16 protein-coding genes are annotated in these 18,622 nt (G+C 74.9%); 7 read left to right on the top strand and 9 right to left on the bottom strand.

The features are described from left to right. Positions 1-169: 169 nt before the first annotated feature. From HNR12_RS11980 to HNR12_RS11960, 5 genes are all read left to right on the top strand, one after another. Entirely contained in the window at positions 170-1,645 is a 1,476-nt protein-coding gene (locus HNR12_RS11980; protein ID WP_179767563.1) for a sugar transferase, read from the top strand. A 5-nt stretch (positions 1,646-1,650) separates the two neighbouring features. After that, positions 1,651-2,442: a 3'(2'),5'-bisphosphate nucleotidase CysQ gene (locus tag HNR12_RS11975; RefSeq protein WP_308118363.1), complete on the top strand. Its 792-nt coding sequence runs from the start codon at positions 1,651-1,653 to the stop codon at positions 2,440-2,442. A 61-nt stretch (positions 2,443-2,503) separates the two neighbouring features. Further along, positions 2,504-3,436 (top strand): sulfate adenylyltransferase subunit CysD, encoded by a 933-nt coding sequence (gene cysD / locus HNR12_RS11970; protein ID WP_179767561.1) that lies wholly within the window; start codon positions 2,504-2,506, stop codon positions 3,434-3,436. A gap of 38 nt (positions 3,437-3,474) precedes the next feature. Next, positions 3,475-4,743, top strand: a complete 1,269-nt coding sequence (gene cysN / locus HNR12_RS11965) for a sulfate adenylyltransferase subunit CysN (RefSeq protein WP_179767560.1) — start codon at positions 3,475-3,477, stop codon at positions 4,741-4,743. 122 nt (positions 4,744-4,865) lie between these two features. After that, a complete protein-coding gene (locus HNR12_RS11960) occupies positions 4,866-5,759 on the top strand; it encodes a sulfotransferase (protein WP_179770565.1) in 894 nt (297 codons plus the stop codon). A 426-nt stretch (positions 5,760-6,185) separates the two neighbouring features. Here HNR12_RS11960 and HNR12_RS11955 read toward each other — a convergent pair whose 3' ends face one another. Beyond that, entirely contained in the window at positions 6,186-6,587 is a 402-nt protein-coding gene (locus HNR12_RS11955) for a hypothetical protein (protein WP_179767559.1), read from the bottom strand. On the opposite strand from HNR12_RS11955, the gene HNR12_RS11950 reads away from it, so the two are divergent. After that, positions 6,574-7,566, top strand: coding sequence for a glycoside hydrolase family 26 protein (locus HNR12_RS11950; protein ID WP_394353911.1), 993 nt, complete (start codon positions 6,574-6,576; stop codon positions 7,564-7,566). The genes HNR12_RS11955 and HNR12_RS11950 overlap by 14 nt on opposite strands. A gap of 28 nt (positions 7,567-7,594) precedes the next feature. On the opposite strand, the gene HNR12_RS11945 is transcribed toward HNR12_RS11950, so the two are convergent. Beyond that, positions 7,595-7,972, bottom strand: a complete 378-nt coding sequence (locus HNR12_RS11945) for a nitroreductase family deazaflavin-dependent oxidoreductase (RefSeq protein WP_179767558.1) — start codon at positions 7,970-7,972, stop codon at positions 7,595-7,597. Between the two features lie 152 nt (positions 7,973-8,124). Here HNR12_RS11945 and HNR12_RS11940 point away from each other — a divergent pair, with 152 nt between their 5' ends. After that, positions 8,125-8,709 (top strand): TetR/AcrR family transcriptional regulator, encoded by a 585-nt coding sequence (locus tag HNR12_RS11940; RefSeq protein ID WP_179767557.1) that lies wholly within the window; start codon positions 8,125-8,127, stop codon positions 8,707-8,709. A 25-nt stretch (positions 8,710-8,734) separates the two neighbouring features. On the opposite strand, the gene HNR12_RS11935 is transcribed toward HNR12_RS11940, so the two are convergent. The 7 genes from HNR12_RS11935 to HNR12_RS11905 form a co-directional block, all read right to left on the bottom strand. Further along, the gene (locus HNR12_RS11935) at positions 8,735-10,252 is read right to left on the bottom strand and encodes a glycosyltransferase (protein ID WP_179767556.1); all 1,518 of its coding nucleotides are present in this window, start codon (positions 10,250-10,252) and stop codon (positions 8,735-8,737) included. Continuing rightward, complete coding sequence (locus HNR12_RS11930; RefSeq protein WP_179767555.1) at positions 10,249-10,707, bottom strand: UDP-N-acetylglucosamine--LPS N-acetylglucosamine transferase; 459 nt, start codon at positions 10,705-10,707, stop codon at positions 10,249-10,251. The genes HNR12_RS11935 and HNR12_RS11930 overlap by 4 nt, the downstream gene beginning before the upstream one ends. 147 nt (positions 10,708-10,854) lie before the next feature. Next, entirely contained in the window at positions 10,855-12,396 is a 1,542-nt protein-coding gene (locus tag HNR12_RS11925) for a lipopolysaccharide biosynthesis protein (RefSeq protein ID WP_179767554.1), read from the bottom strand. 26 nt (positions 12,397-12,422) lie between these two features. Continuing rightward, positions 12,423-13,298, bottom strand: coding sequence for a sulfotransferase domain-containing protein (locus HNR12_RS11920; RefSeq protein WP_179767553.1), 876 nt, complete (start codon positions 13,296-13,298; stop codon positions 12,423-12,425). A gap of 150 nt (positions 13,299-13,448) precedes the next feature. Continuing rightward, positions 13,449-14,690: a phosphotransferase gene (locus tag HNR12_RS11915; RefSeq protein ID WP_179767552.1), complete on the bottom strand. Its 1,242-nt coding sequence runs from the start codon at positions 14,688-14,690 to the stop codon at positions 13,449-13,451. After that, positions 14,687-16,201, bottom strand: coding sequence for a ligase (locus HNR12_RS11910; RefSeq protein ID WP_246425063.1), 1,515 nt, complete (start codon positions 16,199-16,201; stop codon positions 14,687-14,689). The genes HNR12_RS11915 and HNR12_RS11910 overlap by 4 nt, the downstream gene beginning before the upstream one ends. Next, on the bottom strand, positions 16,201-18,348 hold the full coding sequence (locus tag HNR12_RS11905) for a Wzz/FepE/Etk N-terminal domain-containing protein (protein WP_179767551.1): 2,148 nt from the start codon (positions 18,346-18,348) through the stop codon (positions 16,201-16,203). Before HNR12_RS11905 ends, HNR12_RS11910 begins: the two co-directional genes overlap by 1 nt. Positions 18,349-18,622 lie beyond the last annotated feature (274 nt).

Raw genomic sequence — 18,622 nt, 5'->3', positions numbered from 1 at the left:
AGCTAGAGTTCCCACGTCAGTTCGCGTTCCGTACCCCTTGTCGCCGCGCGCGGGCCCCGCCCCGCCGACGCCGCCGTGTCCGGAACACGGCCGCGCCGCCGTGCCGCGCCGCGGAGCGGGCGGCGAGCCGCCCGCGACCACAGGGGAACCGTGCCAAGGGTAGGGATTCATGGTCGTCGTCGATCGTGTCACGACAGTCGCGCCACTACCGGCCGCGGGGGCGCCGGCCCCGCGCACCGCGCCCCGGTGGATTCGGTCCTATGTCCGGGGGCTGCTGTGGATCGATCTGGCGGCGGGCGCCGCTGCGGGCGCCTTCGCCCTCCAGGTCCGGTTCGGCAGCCCGCTGTCCGCCGGCGGGCCGTGGTACCCGCTGCTGTCGCTGGCGCTGCCGCCGCTGTGGGTGCTGGTCGTGGCGGTGTCGGGCGGCTACGCGCGGCGGTTCGTGGGGCAGGGCACCGAGGAGTTCCGCCGCGTGCTGCGGGCCGGCCTGGTGCTGACCGCGGGGGTGGCCATCACCGCCTACGCGGCCAAGGTCGACGTCGCCCGCGGCTACGTGCTGCTCGCGCTGCCCACGGTCGTGCTGTCGTGCCTGGTCCTGCGCTACGCCTGGCGCAAGCGGCTGCACCGGCTGCGCCGCTCGGGCCGGTGCATGCGCGGCGTGGTGGCCGTGGGCTACCTCGAACAGGTGCGCGACCTCATCCGGCAGTTCCGCCGCGAGCCCTACCACGGCATGCGCGTCATGGGCGTGTGCCTGCCCCCGCACCAGGTGTACGCGGCCGCCGGCGAGGTCGACGACTGCCCCGTGCTGGGCGACTTCTCGACCGCGGCCGACGCCGTCGCGGCCTCGGGCGCCGACACCGTGGCGGTGCTGTCCTGCCCCGAGATGGACGGGGTGGAGCTGCGCCGCCTGGCGTGGCGGCTGGAGAAGAGCGGCACCGACCTCACCGTCGCGCCTGCCCTGATGGACGTCGCCGGACCGCGCACCACCATCCGCGCGGTGGCCGGGCTGCCGCTGCTGCACGTGGAGCACCCCGAACTGGTGGGGGCCCGCCGCGTGGTCAAGGGCCTGTTCGACCGGGCGGCCGCCGCGCTGGCCCTGGTGCTGCTGGGCCCCTTCTTCCTCGTGCTGGCGCTGTGCGTGCGCCTCAGCGACCCCGGGCCCGCGCTCTTCCGCCAGACGCGGGTGGGCAAGGACGGTGTCGAGTTCACGCTCTACAAGTTCCGTACCATGGTGGTCGAGGCGGAATCCCTCAAAGGGGGGCTGAGCTTCGCCAACGACCACGACGGCGTACTGTTCAAGATGCGTCGCGACCCCCGGGTCACCTCGTTCGGCGGCTGGCTGCGCCGGTACTCACTGGACGAGCTCCCGCAGCTCATCAACGTGCTGCGGGGCGACATGTCGCTTGTGGGCCCGCGGCCCCCGCTGCCCGACGAGGTGGCGCGGTACGGCTGCGACGTGCGCAGGCGCCTGGTGGTCAAGCCGGGCATGACAGGGCTGTGGCAGGTCAGCGGCCGGTCGGACCTCTCGTGGGAGGAATCCGTCCGTCTGGACCTGCGATACGTGGAAAACTGGTCGTTGACCCTGGACGTCCAGATCCTGTGGAAGACATGGTCGGCAGTTGTCCGCGGAGCGGGAGCGTACTAAGGCCGGTGAGCAGCATCCGAAACGATCACGAAGTGGCGCGAGACCTGGCGACCGAGGCGGGGCAGCAGTTGCTGCGCCTCCGGGCCCGGCAGGGGTTCGACGAGCCCGAGGTATTGCGCACACTCGGCGACCGCACGTCGCACGAGTTCCTCTTCTCGGCGCTGGGCCGGCTGCGCCCCAGCGACGCCGTCCTCTCCGAGGAGGGCATCGACGACAAGGCGCGGCTGACCGCGCGGCGGGTGTGGATCATCGACCCGCTCGACGGCACGCGCGAGTTCTCCGAGTCCGGCCGCACCGACTGGGCGGTCCACGTGGCGCTGTGGGAGAACGGCGAACTCGCGGCCGGCGCGGTCGCGCTGCCCGCCCAGGGCAGCACGGTCTCCACCGTCGACCCGCCCTGGCTGCCGCCGGAGCGGCCCACCGAGCAGCGGCTGCGCATCACCACCAGCCGCACCCGGCCGCCGGAGTTCGTGCAGCGCCTGGCCACCCAGTTGGGCGCCGAGATCGTGCCCATGGGATCGGCCGGGGCCAAGATCTGCGCCGTGCTGCTGGGCATCGCCGACATCTACGTGCACGCCGGCGGGCAGTACGAATGGGACAGCGCGGCACCGGTCGCGGTCGCACGGGCGGCGGGGCTGCACGCCTCGCGCATCGACGGCAGTGAGCTGCGCTACAACCGGACCAACCCCTCCCTGCCGGATATCCTTGTCTGCCGTCCCGAATTGTCGAATATGTTGTTGGCGAGTATCCGTGGCGTCGCCGAGCGCGACAGCGCGGACCCGCACGCCGCGGGATGAGTGCCCAGCCACTCCACCACCGGCAGTCCAGGCGTGCGGCAACAAAGCGTTAGGCGGGTTCATGAGTCAGGCCAATACGGCGCCGCTCGGCAGATACCAGCTCTCCCAGTTGGACTTCCTTGAGGCCGAGGCGATCTACATCATGCGCGAGGTGGCCGCCGAGTTCGAGCGGCCGGTCCTGCTGTTCTCGGGCGGCAAGGACTCCATCGTCATGCTGCGGCTCGCCGAGAAGGCGTTCTGGCCGGGGGCCGTTCCGTTCCCGGTGATGCACGTCGACACCGGCCACAACTTCCCCGAGGTCATGGAGTTCCGCGACCGCCGGGTGGCCGAGGCCGGCGTGGAGCTGATCGTGGCCTCGGTGCAGGAGCAGATCGACGCCGGCAAGGTCGTGGAGCCCACCGGCCGCTGGGCCAGCCGCAACCGGCTGCAGACCGCGGCGCTGCTGGAGGCCATCGAGAAGTACCGGTTCGACGCCGCGTTCGGCGGCGCCCGCCGCGACGAGGAGAAGGCCCGCGCCAAGGAGCGCGTGTTCTCCTTCCGCGACGAGTTCGGCCAGTGGGACCCCAAGGCCCAGCGCCCCGAGCTGTGGAACGTGTACAACACCCGCATCAACATGGGCGAGCACATTCGGGTCTTCCCGCTGTCCAACTGGACCGAGCTGGACGTATGGGGCTACATCGCGCGCGAGAGGCTGGAACTCCCCTCCATCTACTTCTCGCACAAGCGCCAGGTCTTCGAGCGCGACGGCATCCTGCTCTCCGACAACCCCTACATCACGCGGGGCGAGGACGAGGAGCTGTTCGAGGCCACCGTGCGCTACCGCACCGTCGGTGACATGACCTGCACCGGGGCCGTGCGCTCCACGGCGGTGGAGCTGGACGAGATCATGGCCGAGATCGCCGCGACCCGGATCACCGAGCGCGGCCAGACCCGCGCCGACGACCGCTCCAGCGAGGCGGCCATGGAAGACCGCAAGCGCGAGGGCTACTTCTAGACCCCGGCCCTGACCCCACCCCTTTGGAACGTGTGCACATGAGTACAGACATCCTGCGGTTCGCCACGGCCGGGTCGGTCGACGACGGCAAGAGCACCCTGATCGGCCGGCTCCTCTTCGACTCCAAGTCGATCTTCGAGGACCAGCTCGACGCGGTCGAGCGCACGAGCCGGGGGCGCGGCGAGGAGCAGACCAACCTCGCGCTGCTCACCGACGGCCTGCGCGCCGAGCGCGAGCAGGGCATCACCATCGACGTGGCCTACCGCTACTTCGCGACCCCGCGGCGGACCTTCATCATCGCCGACACCCCCGGACACATCCAGTACACCCGCAACATGGTCACCGGGGCCTCCACCTCCGACCTGGCGATCATCCTGGTCGACGCCCGCAAGGGCCTGCAGGAGCAGAGCCGCCGCCACGCGTTCCTGACCACGCTGCTGCAGGTGCCGCACCTGGTGCTGGCGGTCAACAAGATGGACCTCGTCGACTACTCCCAGGAGCGGTTCGAGGAGATCAAGCAGGAGTTCTCGGCGTTCGCCACCAAGCTGGACGTCAGCGACCTCACCTTCATCCCGATGTCGGCGCTGCACGGCGACAACGTCGTGGACCGCTCCATCAACATGCCCTGGTACGACGGCCCCTCGCTGCTGCACCACCTGGAGCACGTGCACATCGCCTCCGACCGCAACCTCATCGACGCGCGGTTCCCGGTGCAGTACGTGATCCGCCCGCACCGCGCGGCAGACCCCGAGCTGCACGACTACCGCGGCTACGCCGGGCAGGTGGCCGGCGGGGTGTTCAAGCGCGGCGACGAGATCATGCACCTGCCCTCGGGCCTGACCACCCGGGTGGCCAAGATCCTCACCCCCGACGGCGAGCTGGACGAGGCGTTCCCGCCCATGTCGGTGACCATGCTGCTCGAGGACGAGATCGACATCTCGCGCGGCGACATGCTGTGCCGGCACAACAACCAGCCCGAGGTGTCCCAGGACATCGACGCGATGGTGTGCTGGATGTCGGAGGCCCGCAAGCTCACCCCGCGCTCGCGGCTGCTGATCAAGCACACCACCCGCACCGCCAAGGTGCTGGTGCGCGACCTGCTCTACCGGCTCGACGTCAACACGCTGCACCGCGACGAGGACGCCACCGACCTCTCCCTCAACGAGATCGGCCGGGTGAGCCTGCGCTCGACCCAGCCGCTGTTCGCCGACGAGTACAAGGAGAACCGGCTCACCGGCGGGTTCATCCTCATCGACGAGGGCACCAACGCCACGGTCGGCGCGGGCATGATCGTCCACGCCGACTAGGCGGCCGCGCGGGCTTGCCCGGCCGTCGCGGCGGGCCGGGTGCGACCGCAGCGTGACCACACCGGCACACGGCGTACTAGTGTGCCGGTGTGGAGGACTTTCAACTGCTGTTCGTGGGCGGCATGGGCCGCTCGGGCTCGACCCTGATCGAGCGGCTGCTGGGCGAGCTGCCCGGGGTGTGCTCCGTGGGCGAGGTCGTGCACATGTGGCGCCGGGCGCTCGTCGACGGCGAGCTGTGCGGCTGCGGCTCCCCGTTCGCCGAGTGCGGCTTCTGGACCGCCGTGGGCCGCGCGGCCTTCGGCGGCTGGGAGCGGGTCGACCCCCGCGAGGTCCTGGCGCTCAAGGACGCCGTGGACCGCACCCGGTACGTACCCGCGCTGCTGCGCGGCCGGCCCCCGGCGGCGCTGGCCGAGCGGGTGGGCCGCTACACCGACCTCTACGACCGGCTCTACGGGGCCGTGGCCCGCGTGAGCGGGTGCCGGGTGGTCGTGGACTCCAGCAAGCACGCCTCGCTCGCTGCGTGCCTGCGCCACCGCTACGGCCGCGGGCTGCGGCTGCTGCACGTGCTGCGCGACCCCCGCGCGGTGGCGCACGCCTGGGCCAAGCGGGTGCCCCGGCCCGACGCCACCGCCACCAGTCCCGAGCAGGAGATGGCGCGCTACTCGGCGGGGCGGGCGGCCCTGCAGTGGACGGCGCAGAACGAGATCCTGGCCTGGCTGACGCGCGACGGCGTGCCCACGCGGCGGGTGCGCTACGAGGACTTCACGGCCGACCCGGTGGCGGAGTTCCGGGGGATCGCGGCGTTCGCCGGGCACCGCGGCGGCTCCCTGCCGGTGGCGGCCGACGGCACGGCGCGGCTGTCGCCCGCACACACGGTCTCGGGCAACCCGATGCGGTTCTCCACCGGCGCGGTGCGGGTGCGCGCCGACCTCTCGTGGCGGTCCGGGCTGGCCCCGCTGAACCGGGTGGCGGTGTCGGCGCTGACATGCGCGAGCCGGCGGCGGTTCGGGTACTGAGCACGGCGGCGTCCGGCTGCGTACGGGCCGCGGCGCGGCGCGGAAGGGCCGTCGCGGGCGGTGTCGGACTTATCGGCAATGCGACGCGCCCGAAAATGCATACTTATGTTGCTCTACGTGCATGTGTGGTAACTAATTGTGCATGCGTGTTTCCGGGGGAGTCCACAGGTCCGAGCAGGGCGACCGCGCGACCCGGCGGGTGGCGCGGCTGCTGGAGCGCTGCACACCGGGGCGCCGCGGCGGTGCGGCGATCGCGGTGACACTGATGGCCGTGGCCTGCGCGCCGGTGGCCGTGGGCGGCACGGCGGCGCGGTTCGTGGACGGCGGCCATCAGCCCGCCACGGACTACGCGTCGGCCGGGCCGCAGGGCGCGTCCAGCGGGTACGGCAGCGGCCCCGCGGCCACCGGGTCGGCGACTGCCACCCACTACTCGTCCGCGGGCCCTGACGGCGCGGTCAGCGAGTACGGCGGGGTTCCGTCGCCGGCGACCACCACCAGTACCTCGGCGGGGCCCTCGCCGGCCGCCTCGGAAGGTGCGGGTGCCTCGCCGGCCGCCTCGCCCTCGGCGAGCGCGCCGGCCTCGGGCGGCGCCGCGGCGCAGGAGTCGCCCAGCGCCCCGGCGTCCGCGGCGGCCGCTCCCTCGCCCGCCGCCGCCGAGCCCAGCGGCGACCCGTCGGCGGCGCCCGCCGGCGCGGAGCCCTCGGCCGCGCCCTCGGGCGGCGACCCCGCTCCGGAGCCGGCGCCGCCGAGCGCCTCGCCCAGCCCTTCGGCCGCCTCCTCACCCAGCCCTTCGCCGGACCAGCACCGCTGCACGGTGAGCGCCATCATGGAGCCCTCGTGCGCGGTGTGGTGGGGCGCCTCCCCCTGGGAGGGCGATCCCCGGCCGCTGGAGAAGGTCACCGGCCGCCCGATGGACATCGTCTACACCTGGCACGGTGTCGACCAGCACCAGGTGCCCACCGACCGCGAGGTCGCGCTGGCGCGCGAGGGCCGCATGCTGCACGCCAACATCGAGGCCCGGCGGTTCGAGGAACCCGGCCACCCGGATCTCAGCTACCGGCAGATCATCGAGGGTGAGCTGGACGACTCCCTGACCGCCCAGGCCCGCAACATCGCCGAGTTGGGCATGCCGTTCTTCGTCACCTTCGACCACGAGGCCGACGCCAAGAGGCGCTACAACACCCGCGGCACGCCCGAGGAGTTCGTGGCCGCCTGGCGGCACATCGTGGACCTCTACCGCGCCAACGGCGCCGACAACGCGATCTTCGTCTGGAACGTCACCGGCTGGCCCGACAACCTCGACCGCCTGCCCGGCCTGTGGCCCGGCAACTCCTACGTCGACTGGATCAGCTGGGAGGCCTACAACATGACCGGGTGCGAGCTGCAGCCCCACTGGGAGCACGTGGAGTCTTTCGAGGACGCGCTGCGGCCCACCTACGAGTGGATCCAGACCGAGGGCGAGAAGCACGGGATCGACCCCGGCAAGCCGGTGATGGTCGGCGAGATGGGCACGGTGCCGCTGCGGGACCCCCGGGCCACCGCCGCGTGGTACGCCGAGATCCCCGAGACCCTGCGCAAGTACGAGCGGGTGCGGGCGGTCAAGCTGTGGGACGGCATGACCGCGCCCACCTGCGACTTCCGGGTGCTGCGCGACGCCCACGCCGCCCACGGCTACAGCAGGGCCGCCAGGGACCCCTATGTCAACGTGCCCGAGCGGGCCCGCGAGACGATCGAGGACGCGCTGGCGCTCGCCGAGCAGGCGCGGCGCCACGCGGAGCGGCTCAGCGAGCGGGGGCTGCGGAAGTAGGGCCGGCGGCGCGCCGGGCCGCGCCCGCTCACGCGGGGGTGAGCACGAGGTAGTCGCGGACGTCGGCCAGCCGCATGACAGCGCGGGCCCAGGCGGGCAGCAGCCCGGCGGCCTCGGCCGCGGGGACCCGGCGCAGCGCTGCCGCCCGGTGGCGGCGGCCCGCCCGGGTGAGGTCGGCGCCGCCCGCGTGTTCGGCGTTGCGCAGCCACTGGACGTCGGAGCCGTAGGCCAGGGCGATCACCCACCCCGCCCCGGTGGGGAACGCCATGACCGGGGTGGAGTAGGCGCGGCCGGTGCGCCGGCCCGTGTGGTGCACCAGCGCGAGCGGCGGCAGGCGGCCGGCCAGGGGGCGGACCACCGGGTTGAGGACGCGCGAGAGGGAGCGGAACGCACGGGGCATGGGCATGGCGGCCTCCGGAACAGGGGGTGAGGGGTAGAGGGCGGCGGTGGGTGCGCACGGCGTGCGAGCCGCGACCCGGCCCGCACCAATAAGAAACCCGCCGTTTCTTCACTGTATCCGGGGTCGTTAAGAAACGCAACGTGTCTTATGCTGGGTGCATGGAGAGGGAACCCGCCACCCGGCGGCGCGGCTCGGTGCTGGAGGACGCGATCTTCGCCGCCGTCGCGGCCGAACTCGCCGAGGTCGGCTACACCCGCCTCACGGTCACCGCGGTCGCCGACCGCGCCGGCACCAGCAAGCCGGTGCTGTACCGCCGCTGGCCCAGCCGCGCCCACCTGGTCTACGCCGCCGTGTCCCACGGCCACCGCCGCCCCGGCCCCGTGCCCGACACCGGATCGCTGCGCGGCGACCTCCTGGAGTGGCTGGCCGACCGCGCCGCCCTGGCGCGGCGCTGGTCCGCCGACACCCTGTGGGGCCTGCTCGCCGAGAGCGCCGCCGACCCCGCGCTCCTCGCCGAGATCCGCGGCGACCTCGCCCGGCCCGACGACCGCCGCCAGATCGCCGAGATCGTCGCGCGCGCGGCCGCGCGCGGCGAGGCCGCGGCGGCCGACCCCGCCGAACCCCTCCTGGACCTCCCCGCCCAGCTGCTGCGCGAACGCTTCCTGCTGGACCGTCCGCTCGACCCCGCCGCGCTGGAGCGGATCGTCGACCACGTCCTGCTCCCGCTGCTGAGCGGTCGCTGACGCGCGCCCCCGCCCCGCGGCGCGGCTACAGGCCCCGGCCGCGGCGGTGCAGGGCGCGCAGCACCACGCCCGGCGGCAGCCCGCAGGTCACCGCGGCCGCCAGGTAGGCGCGGGCCTCGCCCGGGTGCGCGCGCAGCGCCGCCACCGCCCACTCCAGGGCGGCGGCGCGCCGGCCGGCGGCGGCCTCGGCGAACGCGATCTGCCCGGCCACCCGGGCGAACCCGCGCGGCACCAGCCGGAACTCCGGGTAGGCCGCCAGCAGCCAGCGCAGCGCCGTCGAGATCGTCTGCCACCGGCCGCCGAAGTGGGACCGGGCGTGCCACAGCACGCGCACGTGCGCGGCGGGGACGTTGCGGATGGGGCCGCGCCGGGCCAGGCGCAGCAGGAGTTCGTAGTCCTCGGCGTAGCTGCCGGGGATCTCCTCGTTGACCCCGCCGGCGCCCTCGACCAGCGCGGAGCGGCGCAGCAGGAACGTGGAGGGGTGGAGTTCGGTCAGCCGCGACCGCAGCAGGTCGCCGAACTCCACACAGGTGCGGTCGAGCACCCGCTCGGCCTCGGCGTGCCCGTAGACCACCCGGATGCCGCAGCACACGAGTTCGGTCTCGGGCTCGGCGCGCATGACCTCGACCTGGGCGCGCAGCTTGCCCGGCAGCCAGGTGTCGTCGTCGTCGCAGAAGGCCACGAGTTCGGTGCCGGCGGCCAGGACGCCGGTGTTGCGCGCCCCGGCCAGGCCGGGGCGCCCGGTGTTGCGCAGGACGCCCACCGGGCGGGACCCGCCGGTGCGGGCCAGAGCGGGGTCGGGCTCCTCCTGGTCGTAGACGACCAGGGTGCGCACGGTGCCCGGGTAGTCCTGCCCGGCGATGTGGCGCAGCGTGCGGCGCAGCAGGTCGGGGCGGTCGCGGGTGGGCACGACCACGGTGACGTCGGGCCACTCGGGCGTGTCCGGCGCCCCCGGCGGCGGCGCGGCGGGGAGCGGGCGGTCGGCGCGGGTGTCGCGGATGAGCAGGTCGATCAGCCGGCCGGCGCGCAGGGCCACGGCCTCGGGGCCCTCGCCGGGCTCCTCGGCGACCCGGAAGTCGGCGGGCTGGGCCAGCGCCTTGTCGACGGTGGCCGCGAACTGCTGGTAGCTGGAGCAGGAGCGCACCATCCGGGCGGAGTCGAGCCGGGCGACGAACCGGAGCTGGTGGTCGTCGACGTGCTCGCCGAGTTCGGGGTCGCGCGCCACGGCGATCGGCAGGCGGCCGGCCGCGCGGGCCTCGCTGATGGTGGCCGGGCCGCCGTGGGTGACGACGGCGGCGGCCGCGCGCATGGCCGCGCCGAGCCGGTCGCGGTCGATGAGGCCGACGCCCTCGGCGGTGCCGGGCGCGGGCGTGGCGCCGTGCTGCACCAGCACACGGACCTCGGGGCGTTCGGCGGCGTAGGTGTCGGCCCAGTCGATCAGCCGGGTGAACGGGTGGTGGTCGGTGCCCACCGCCACCAGCACCAGCGGGCGCGGGTCGGCGGGGTCGGCGGCGGCGCCGGAGTCGGCGCGGCGGTCGGTCACAGCAGCGGTCCCACGGTGATGGCGGTCGGCAGGAAGGCCCGCTGCTCCTCCCACTGGGTGAGGTGCAGCCGGGTGAAGGGGCGGCAGAGCCGGGTGGTCAGGGTCGGGGTGTCGATGCGGTCGTAGACCTCGACGTAGACGGTGGGGATCCGCAGCAGCCAGGCCAGCACGAAGAACGGCAGGGCCACGCCCGCGCCGGTGGTGACCACCGCCGCCGGGCGGGTGCGGGCCAGGGTGCGCACCGCCAGCAGGGTGTTGCGCACCAGGTTGGCGAGGTTGCGCGTGGTGGGGTGGTGGGCGTGGCGGACGTCCTCGCCGGCGAGCAGGTGCAGGGCGTCGGGCGTGGGGAAGGTGACCCAGATGCGGCGGTGCTCCCGCCACCACGGGCGCAAAGCCCACAGTTGGGCGAGGTGGCCCCCGCTCGACGCGACGAGGAGGACTGGAGCGGTAGGCATGGCGGCATCATCCCATAACTTATGGTGATTCACCGATCGCTAACGGTAATGTCCGCGAATTCAGCCGCCGGGAGGAGGGACCGGGCCGGGCGGGGGCGGCCCGTCCGGCCCGGTTCGCCGGATCCGCCCGTTTTCCGCGGCGGGGTCTCAGGCCGTGTCCGCCCCGACCGCCTCGGGGGCCGGGCGCCGCCGGCGGGACAGCAGGCCGTCGAGTTCCAGCGGCGCCCGCAGCCGCCACAGCGTGGCCGGGTACCCGGCGGCGCCCGCGGCCAGGGCGAGGGCCAGCGACAGCCCGGACGCGCCCAGCACCGCGGCGCACAGCCCCGGCAGCGCCCCGAACCACACCAGGCACACGCCCGCCGCCAGGAACCACCGCCGGTCGAAGGGGTGCAGCCCGTGCGAGCGCGCCAGCTGCGCGAGCGGGAGGACCTTGCGCACCGCGACCGCCCCGGCCCACGCCAGCGCGGCGCCGACCGTGCCCAGGACGGGGATGAGCAGGACGCACAGCAGGAGGTCGGCGGCCAGCGCCAGGAGGTTGTTGGCCAGGTTCAGCCGGGTGCGCCCCGTCATCGCCAGCACGAGGTCGCCCATGCCCAGCGCCGACGACGCCAGCTGGGCCAGCGCCACCACCACCAGGACGGGGGCGCCCGCGGTGTAGCCGGACCCGAACACCGCCATCAGCAGCGGGGCGTAGGCGAGGACGGGGAGGAACAGCGGCCACGTCAGGCAGATCTGCCAGGCCGTGCCGGCGCGGTAGAGCCGGGCGGCGCCCCGGCGGTCGTCGACGGCCAGCAGTTCGGCCAGTCGCGCCTCGGCGGCGAACTGGAGCGCCTGGGCGGCGAACTGGCCGGCGACCATGAACCGGGTCGCGGCGGTGAAGACGGCGGCCTCGGCGGCGCCCTGGAGGGCGGCGACGAACACGATGCCCAGGCGCTGGATCCCCAGCTGGGCGATGCCGGCGACCGCGCGGGGCAGGGAGAACGCCCAGAACGCGCGCGGCGGGACCGCGTCGGCGGGGGCGGGCGTGGGGCAGGGTGCGTCCGGGGGGTCCGGCGTGTCCGGCGGGGCCTTGGCGCGCGGCGCGCCGGTGATCCGGCGCATCCACCACCACGCCAGCACCGCCACCGGCAGGTAGGGGCCGGCCCAGGCGACCGTGAGCAGGCCCGCCCAGCCCGTCAGGGCCACTCCGCACACCAGCGCGAGCTGGGCCGTCGGGCGGCCCAGCTTCTCCAGCAGCACGGTGGGGGCGTGGTCGTGGTAGGCGCGGGTGGCGGCCAGCGCGGCGTCGGTGAGCACGGCGAACGGCAGGAACACCGCGAGCAGCCGCAGGTACACCGCCGCCGCCGGGTCCGACAGCAGCGCCGCCAGCACGTCGGCGAAGGCGAACACGGCCGCGCCGAGCAGCACCGCCGCCCCGGCGGCCGGGCACAGGGCGGTCCGCAGCACGCGCGGGACCGCCTCGGCCGCGCCCAGCGCGCGCAGCCGCGCCAGGAAGTACACCAGCCCGCTGGGAGTGCCCAGGTTGGCCACCGCCGAGGCGATGAGGAACACCGAGGTGGCCGAGAACAGCAGTCCGGCGGTCTCGGCGGAGAAACCGCGGGTGACGGCGACCACCACGCCGAGGTTGACGACCGCCGCCGCGACCGCGCCGGCCATGTTCACGGCCCCGCCGCGCGCAACCCGGCGCATGTCGGGTCCGCCCGCGTGGGCCGGGCTCACGCCCGCCACGCCGGGGTGCGGCCCCACCAGTCGGCCAGCTCCCGGTCGGCCTCGGCGAAGTGGTCGGCCAGCCGGGCGCGCAGGTCCTCGGGCATGGCCGAGCGGGACCGGGCGTTGTGCCGGCCGAACCGGACGCGGTCGTGGTGGCCGATGCCCAGGAAGTGCTCCACGGCGGCGAAGGTCGCGGCGGGCGCGGTGAAGAACGCCTCGCTGTCGATGACGTGCATGCGGTCGCGCCCCACCGCCTTCTCCAGCCGCCGCAGCTGCTCGGCGTAGCGCCCGCGCGCGAGGTAGGCGTGGTGCTGGTGGGAGTGGGAGTAGGCGGTGGGGTCGCGGCGCAGCCGGTCCTCCTCGCCGCGCAGCCGCTCCTCCTCCAGTTCCAGTGCGCGCTCGAACGGCTCGGTCTCGAACCCGCGCGCCAGTTCGTGGCTGTGCGCGGAGTAGGCGCGCTCGACCGGGTCGCGCAGCATCACGATGACCTTCACGCCGGGCAGGTCGCGCGCCAGGCGCTCGGCGGCCAGGGGGTGGAACAGGTAGTAGGGGCTGGACTCGCCGACCTCCACGCGGGGCCGGCCCCGGCAGGGCCGGGTGAACAGGCGGGGCGGGAAGTGCCCCCGGTAGAAGTCCAGGCCCCGGGCGTACTGGGTGTCGAAGTAGTGCACCCCCTTGCGCAGCACCGGGCCCATGACCTGCGGGTGCTGGGTCAGGGCGCGGAACAGCGAGGTGGTGCCGCAGCGCTGGGCGCCGACGATGAGGAACGTGGGCAGCGAGCGGATGCCGCTGGTGGCCTGGCCGAAGACGTGGGACACCGAGCGGATGGTGTCCTTGACCGCCGGAGGCAGGGCGGTCCGGGCGGTCGGGTGCGCGCTCATGGGCGGTTTCCTTGTCCGGTGAGGTGGAGCGGTGGCGCGAAGGCGGGCGGCGGCCGGATCGGCCGCCGCCTCAGCGGGGTGCGGGAGACGGGCGCGCGGGGCCCGCGCGGCGCGGCGGCCCGGTGGCGCGGCCCGCGGGGCGGGGGCGGGTCATCCGGCGGCCTCGCGGGTCTCGTACTCGGCGCGGTCGCGCAGGCCGGCCAGGGCCGGCAGCAGCCAGTCGTCGACGGCCGCGAGCCGGGCGCCGGCCTCGGCCTGGCGGTCCTGGAGGTAGCGGGTGGCGAGGTCGATCAGGTAGAGCGCCATGACCGTGGCCACCGCGCCCGAGGGCAGCCCGGCGCCGCTCATCAGGGGGTCGCGCAGCAGCCGGGCGCCGGTGTCCAGCCACCGGTGCACGCCCGGGTGCACCCCGATCTGCACGCACTCGTTCAGCTCGTAGTGCAGGGCGTCGAACCCCAGCGGGACGCCGAAGGCCAGCCGCTCCCAGTCCCACACGAACGCCCGGCGCGGGGTGCAGGCGAGGTTCCACCGGGTGAGGTCGCCGTGCCAGGCGCCGAAGGGGACGCGGACGTCGGGCAGGTGCTCCAGGCAGGCGCGCAGCGGTTCGGCCTCGGGGCGGGCGCCGAGGCCGGCGATCCGGGCGCGCAGCAGGCCCCGGTAGGGGCTGCGCGACAGCGGCAGCACCTCGATCGGCTGGAGCGCGCCGATCTGCAGCACGCAGCGCAGCAGTTGGCGCCGGGTGGGGCGGTCGGTCTGGTCGCCCACGGGCAGGGCGTCCTGGACCAGCAGCGGGCGGCCGTTCCACTCCCCGGCGTGCAGCAGCCGGGGGACCGTGATGTCGGGCAGGCGGGACTCCGCCAGCAGGCCCAGCGCCTCGGTCTCGGCGCGGACCAGGCGGCTGGTGAGGTCGTTGACGCCGAGCTTGGCGTAGCCGATGGCGCGCCCGGCGGGGGTGAGCAGCAGCAGGACGGGCTTGCGGTTGGCGCGCGGCGGGCCGATGTGGATGGCGATGACCACCGTGCGGTCCAGCGCCGCGGAGAGCGCGTGCTCGATGGTGCGGCCCGCGCCCACGTGCAGCCGGTCGCGCAGCAGCAGCGGCGCCACCCCGCAGGCGAACGCCGTGGTGAGCACGGTGGCGCGCACGCGTTCGCGGAAGGAGTGCCGCTGGGCGAACGCCGCGATCCCGCGCGCGGCGGCGTAGCGGTTGGTGACCGGCAGGATGACCCGGGGGTTGTGCGCCGAGGGCACCGGAAGGTAGACGCGGCTGTCGCGGCTGCCCCGGGCGGGGCTGGACCCGCTCCGGATCGCGGCGGGTTCGCCGCGGCCGAGCATGCCCCCGCAGGGCCACAGGACCTCGGCCAGTCCGGTCAGGTAGTCGGTGTCGCCGGTCATGCCCCACCCCTCGCCTCGGGCTCCGCTTCCTGCGGGGGGACCGTGCCGACGGGGGCCGACGCCGCCGCGGGAGGGGCGGGCGGGAGGGGGCGGGTGCCGCGCCGCCACAGCAGCGCCACCGCGATCATCGTGACGGCCAGCGGACCGGTCAGCGCCACGTAGAAGAACATGTACCAGAACAGCAGCAGCACGGTGAGGAGCGCGGCCGAGCCCACGAGGGTGGTGTCGTCGCGGTGCCGCCAGGCGGTGTAGCCGAAGAAGGCGAGGAACAGGGCGGTCCCCACCCAGCCGTTGGCGACCAGCAGCAGCCAGAGCTGGCCGTTGTTGCCGATCGTGTGGTTGCCGCAGCCGGGGCACTCGGGGGAGGGGCCGATGGCGATGGACTCCGAGCTGCCCACCATGTCGCGGGTGGTGCCCCAGCCCAGGACGGGGGAGGCGTTGGCCGCCTCGACGGCGGCCAGGCTGGTGGCGGCGCGGCCGTCGTCGCTGTGCGGGCTGTCCATGCGCTCCAGCACGATGTCCACCAGCGGTGTCAGCAGCGCCAGGGCGAGCACGGCGGTGGCGGCGGCGGTGGCGGCGCCCACCGCCAGGATCCGGCCCGCGCGCAGCAGCTGCACCAGGACCAGGGCGACCGTGAGGGCCAGGCCCGCCCACAGCGCGCGGTTGAGCGAGTAGACGATGGGCGCGGCCGAAACGGCCACGGCCGCGCCGGCCGCCAGCGGCCGCCACCACGACCCGGGCCGGGCGGCGCCGGGCGCGGGGCGCGGGCCGCGCCACAGCCAGCCCACCGCCAGCCACAGCACCAGCAGCGAGAGCATGTTGCCCCAGGTGTTGGTGTACTCCCAGGGCGCCTTGGGCCGGGCGGACTCATAGCCCAGGACGTCCATGATCTGGGCCGACGCGGGGTGCAGGAGGTCCTGCACGTAGGGGTCGGCGGCCAGCCCGGCGGGCAGCAGCCGCTCGGTGGGCGCGGTGAACTCGAACTCCGGCGCGAGCAGCCCGAGCATGCCGCCCGCCACGGTGGCCAGGCACAGCCACCCCAGTGAGCGGGCGACGGCGAGGTCGGGAAGCTCGCGGCGGCTGAGGTTGCCGACGTAGAGCAGGACGACCGTCAGCGCGAGGTAGCTCGCGAGGCGCACGAGGGCGCCGGTGAGGCTGCCGCTGTCGGGCACGGTGCCGGCGGGGTTGGTGCCGATGAGGGCCAGGCCCACGGCGCACCACACCAGGAAGAGCGCCCACAGCGTGAACCCCGGCGGCAGCCGCAGGCCGGTGGCGCGGTGGCGGCGGAGGAGTTCGGCGGCCATGGGCACGGCGAAGACCCAGAACGCGAACTGGCCCAGGCCAAGGGCCCACCACAGCGGGTATCCGATGAGCAGCCAGTGCAGCGGCCGACCGGGCGCCGGCCCGGCGGTCCGGGCGCGCGCGGTGGCGCCGAGCGCCCGCAGGACGGGGACCGCCCGCGCGCGTGGACCGGGCAGTCCGTGCGCGGGCGGGATGGCGGCGGTGTTCATCAGCGGCGCAACGAGAGGTCGGCTTGGGTGTCGGTCGTGGCCTCGGCCTTGGGCTCGGCGGTGGTGGCGCCGGAGCCGTCGCGCTTGCCGCCGGACTTCTTGGCGGACTTCTTGGCGGAGCGGCCCGACCCCGCGCCGGTGCCGGTGGTGCCGGTGGTGGCGGTGTCGGTGGTGTCGGAGTCGGCGGCCGCGGTGGCGCCGTCGGTGGTGTCCGCCACCGCGTCGGCGGCGTCGGCGGCGGGCGTGTCGGCGGCGACGGCTCCGGCCTCGGCGGCGCCGTCCGTGTCGGAGGCGGTGCCGGCCGCGATGGGGGCGGCCGCCGGGGTGTCCCCACCGGTGGAGGCGTCGGCGGTGCCGCCCTCGACCGCGCCGTCGGCATCGGCGGACTCGGCGGACTCGGCGGTGTCGTCGCGGTCGGCGGTGACGACGGCGGCGGGCCCGGACGGCTCGGCCGCCTCGCCGGGACGCGCCGGGGTGTCGGAACCGGCCTCGATCGAGCGCGGCCGGTCGACGCGCTTGACGGTGCGCATGCGCCCCCGCTGGACGGCGGCCCGCGCGGCGGCCGAGGCGGTGCCCACGCGGACGGAGGGCGGGGGCACCGCGACGGCGCCGGCCACGACGCCGCCCAGCGAGCCCAGGGCGTCGACCATGTCGCGGAGGTCCGCCGAGCGGGTGCGGCCGAGTTCGACGGCGGGCAGGACGAGGTCGGCCGAGGAGGCCCAGGCGTGGGCGTCGGCGCGCTCGGAGGTGGGCGCGGCCGCCACCACGACGAAGCGCGCCTGGTGGCGCAGGCGGCCCAGGAGGCCCACCATGTCGGGGCGCTGGAGCAGGTGGGCGGCGTCGGCCTCGCCGTAGCGCAGCACGCGCAGCCCCGGCACGGCGGTGGCGTGCTGCTCCAGCCGGGCGGGGTCGGCGCCCTCGGCCAGCACCTCGGCAAGGCCCCGCTGGTCGGCGGGCAGCCCCAGGTGGTGGGCGGGTTCGCGGTCGGCGGGGTCGGCGCACACCAGCAGCACGTCGGCGCCGATGCGGGCGAGCGCCGCCGCCACGCCCACGGCCGCCGTGGTGGCCGCACGGCCCGGCGAGACCCCCGCGACCAGCACGACCGCGCCCTCCGGGCGGTCGGCGGGGGAGAGGCGGGCCGAGAGGGCGTGGGCGACCTCGTTGGCGCGCTGGGCGGCCGGGCCGTCGTAGAGCGCCGGGTGGGCGTTCTCGATGGTCTCGACGTGGCCGGTGCGGCCGCTGCCCGGCGCGGCCGGGGTGGCCCCGGCGCGACCGGTGGGGCCGGTGCGCACGGCGCGGCGGGGCTCGGAGAGGTCCAGCAGGGTGGGCAGGCCGGTGGTGCGGGCGATGTCGCGCGCGGTGTGCAGGCGCCCGGCGCCCCGGTCGGCGCGGTAGGCGGCGGCGACCCCGGCGGCCAGGCCGAGCGCGGCGCCGGCGGCCAGCCACACCAGCGGCATCGGCGACTCGGCCGAGCGCGGCGGGACGGCGGGGGAGATGACCTCGGCGGGCTCGATCGAGGCGCTCAGCGTCTTGAGCGGTGCGACGTCCGTGCTGAGCTGGGCGATCTCGTTCTGCACGGCGGTGACGCGGGCCTGCTGGGTGCCGCCGGTGTCGGCGGCGGCGGACAGGTCGTCCAGTTCGGTGTAACGGGAGTCGATCTCGCTCTCCAGCGCGGCGACGCGGTCGCCGATCTGGTCCTTGACGAGCGCGGCGCGGTAGTCGAGGTAGGCGTCGGCGAAGGCGGCGGAGCCCTCGCGGGCGGTGTCGGGCGTGCCGGCGGAGAAGGCGATCTCCAGGACACTGCTGTTGGGCGGCACGCTGACCGAGACCTGGTCGCGCAGGTCGACCGGGTCGGCGCCGCCGAGCCGCGCGGCGGCGTCGTCGGCGATGCGCGCCGAGGAGACGATCTGCGCCTCGGTGTCGAGGTTGATCTCGCCGTTGGTGCGCCCGGACCGCTCGCCGGTGATCTCGGGGATGCCGGAGGGGCGCACGTGCACGGCGGTGGTGGCGGTGTAGGTGCGCGGCGCGACCAGCAGCGCGAGCGCGGCGAGCAGCAGCCCGCCCACCACGAACGCGGCCACGAGCCGCCACCGGCGACGCAACGTGGCCGCGACATCCTTGAGGTCCGGTCCGGCGGCGGTGTCCATGCGGGCTCCGCTCCTTTCAGCGACTACCACGGTTAGTACATTGACGAGCACTAAGGGTAGTCGTATTCGCCGCACAGGTGCATGACGCGCGCAGGGAAAACCCCTGTTGAATGTTTATGCAGGTCAACAAGGGGTCAGGAGAGGGAGATCCCGCGTGCCCTGTGGATAACGGCCTCGGGACGCCGGCCGGGCGCCCCCGAATGGGAGTAAGGGCGGGTGACGGCAATTCCGCAAAGAGGCGAAAAACCGCCTCTAACGCAGGAATCATCCCAGT

The organism is Streptomonospora nanhaiensis (assembly GCF_013410565.1).
Classification (GTDB): Bacteria; Actinomycetota; Actinomycetes; order Streptosporangiales; family Streptosporangiaceae; genus Streptomonospora; species Streptomonospora nanhaiensis.
The sequence above is the reverse complement of the archived record's forward strand: the minus strand, read 5'-3'. Positions and strand labels throughout refer to the sequence as shown.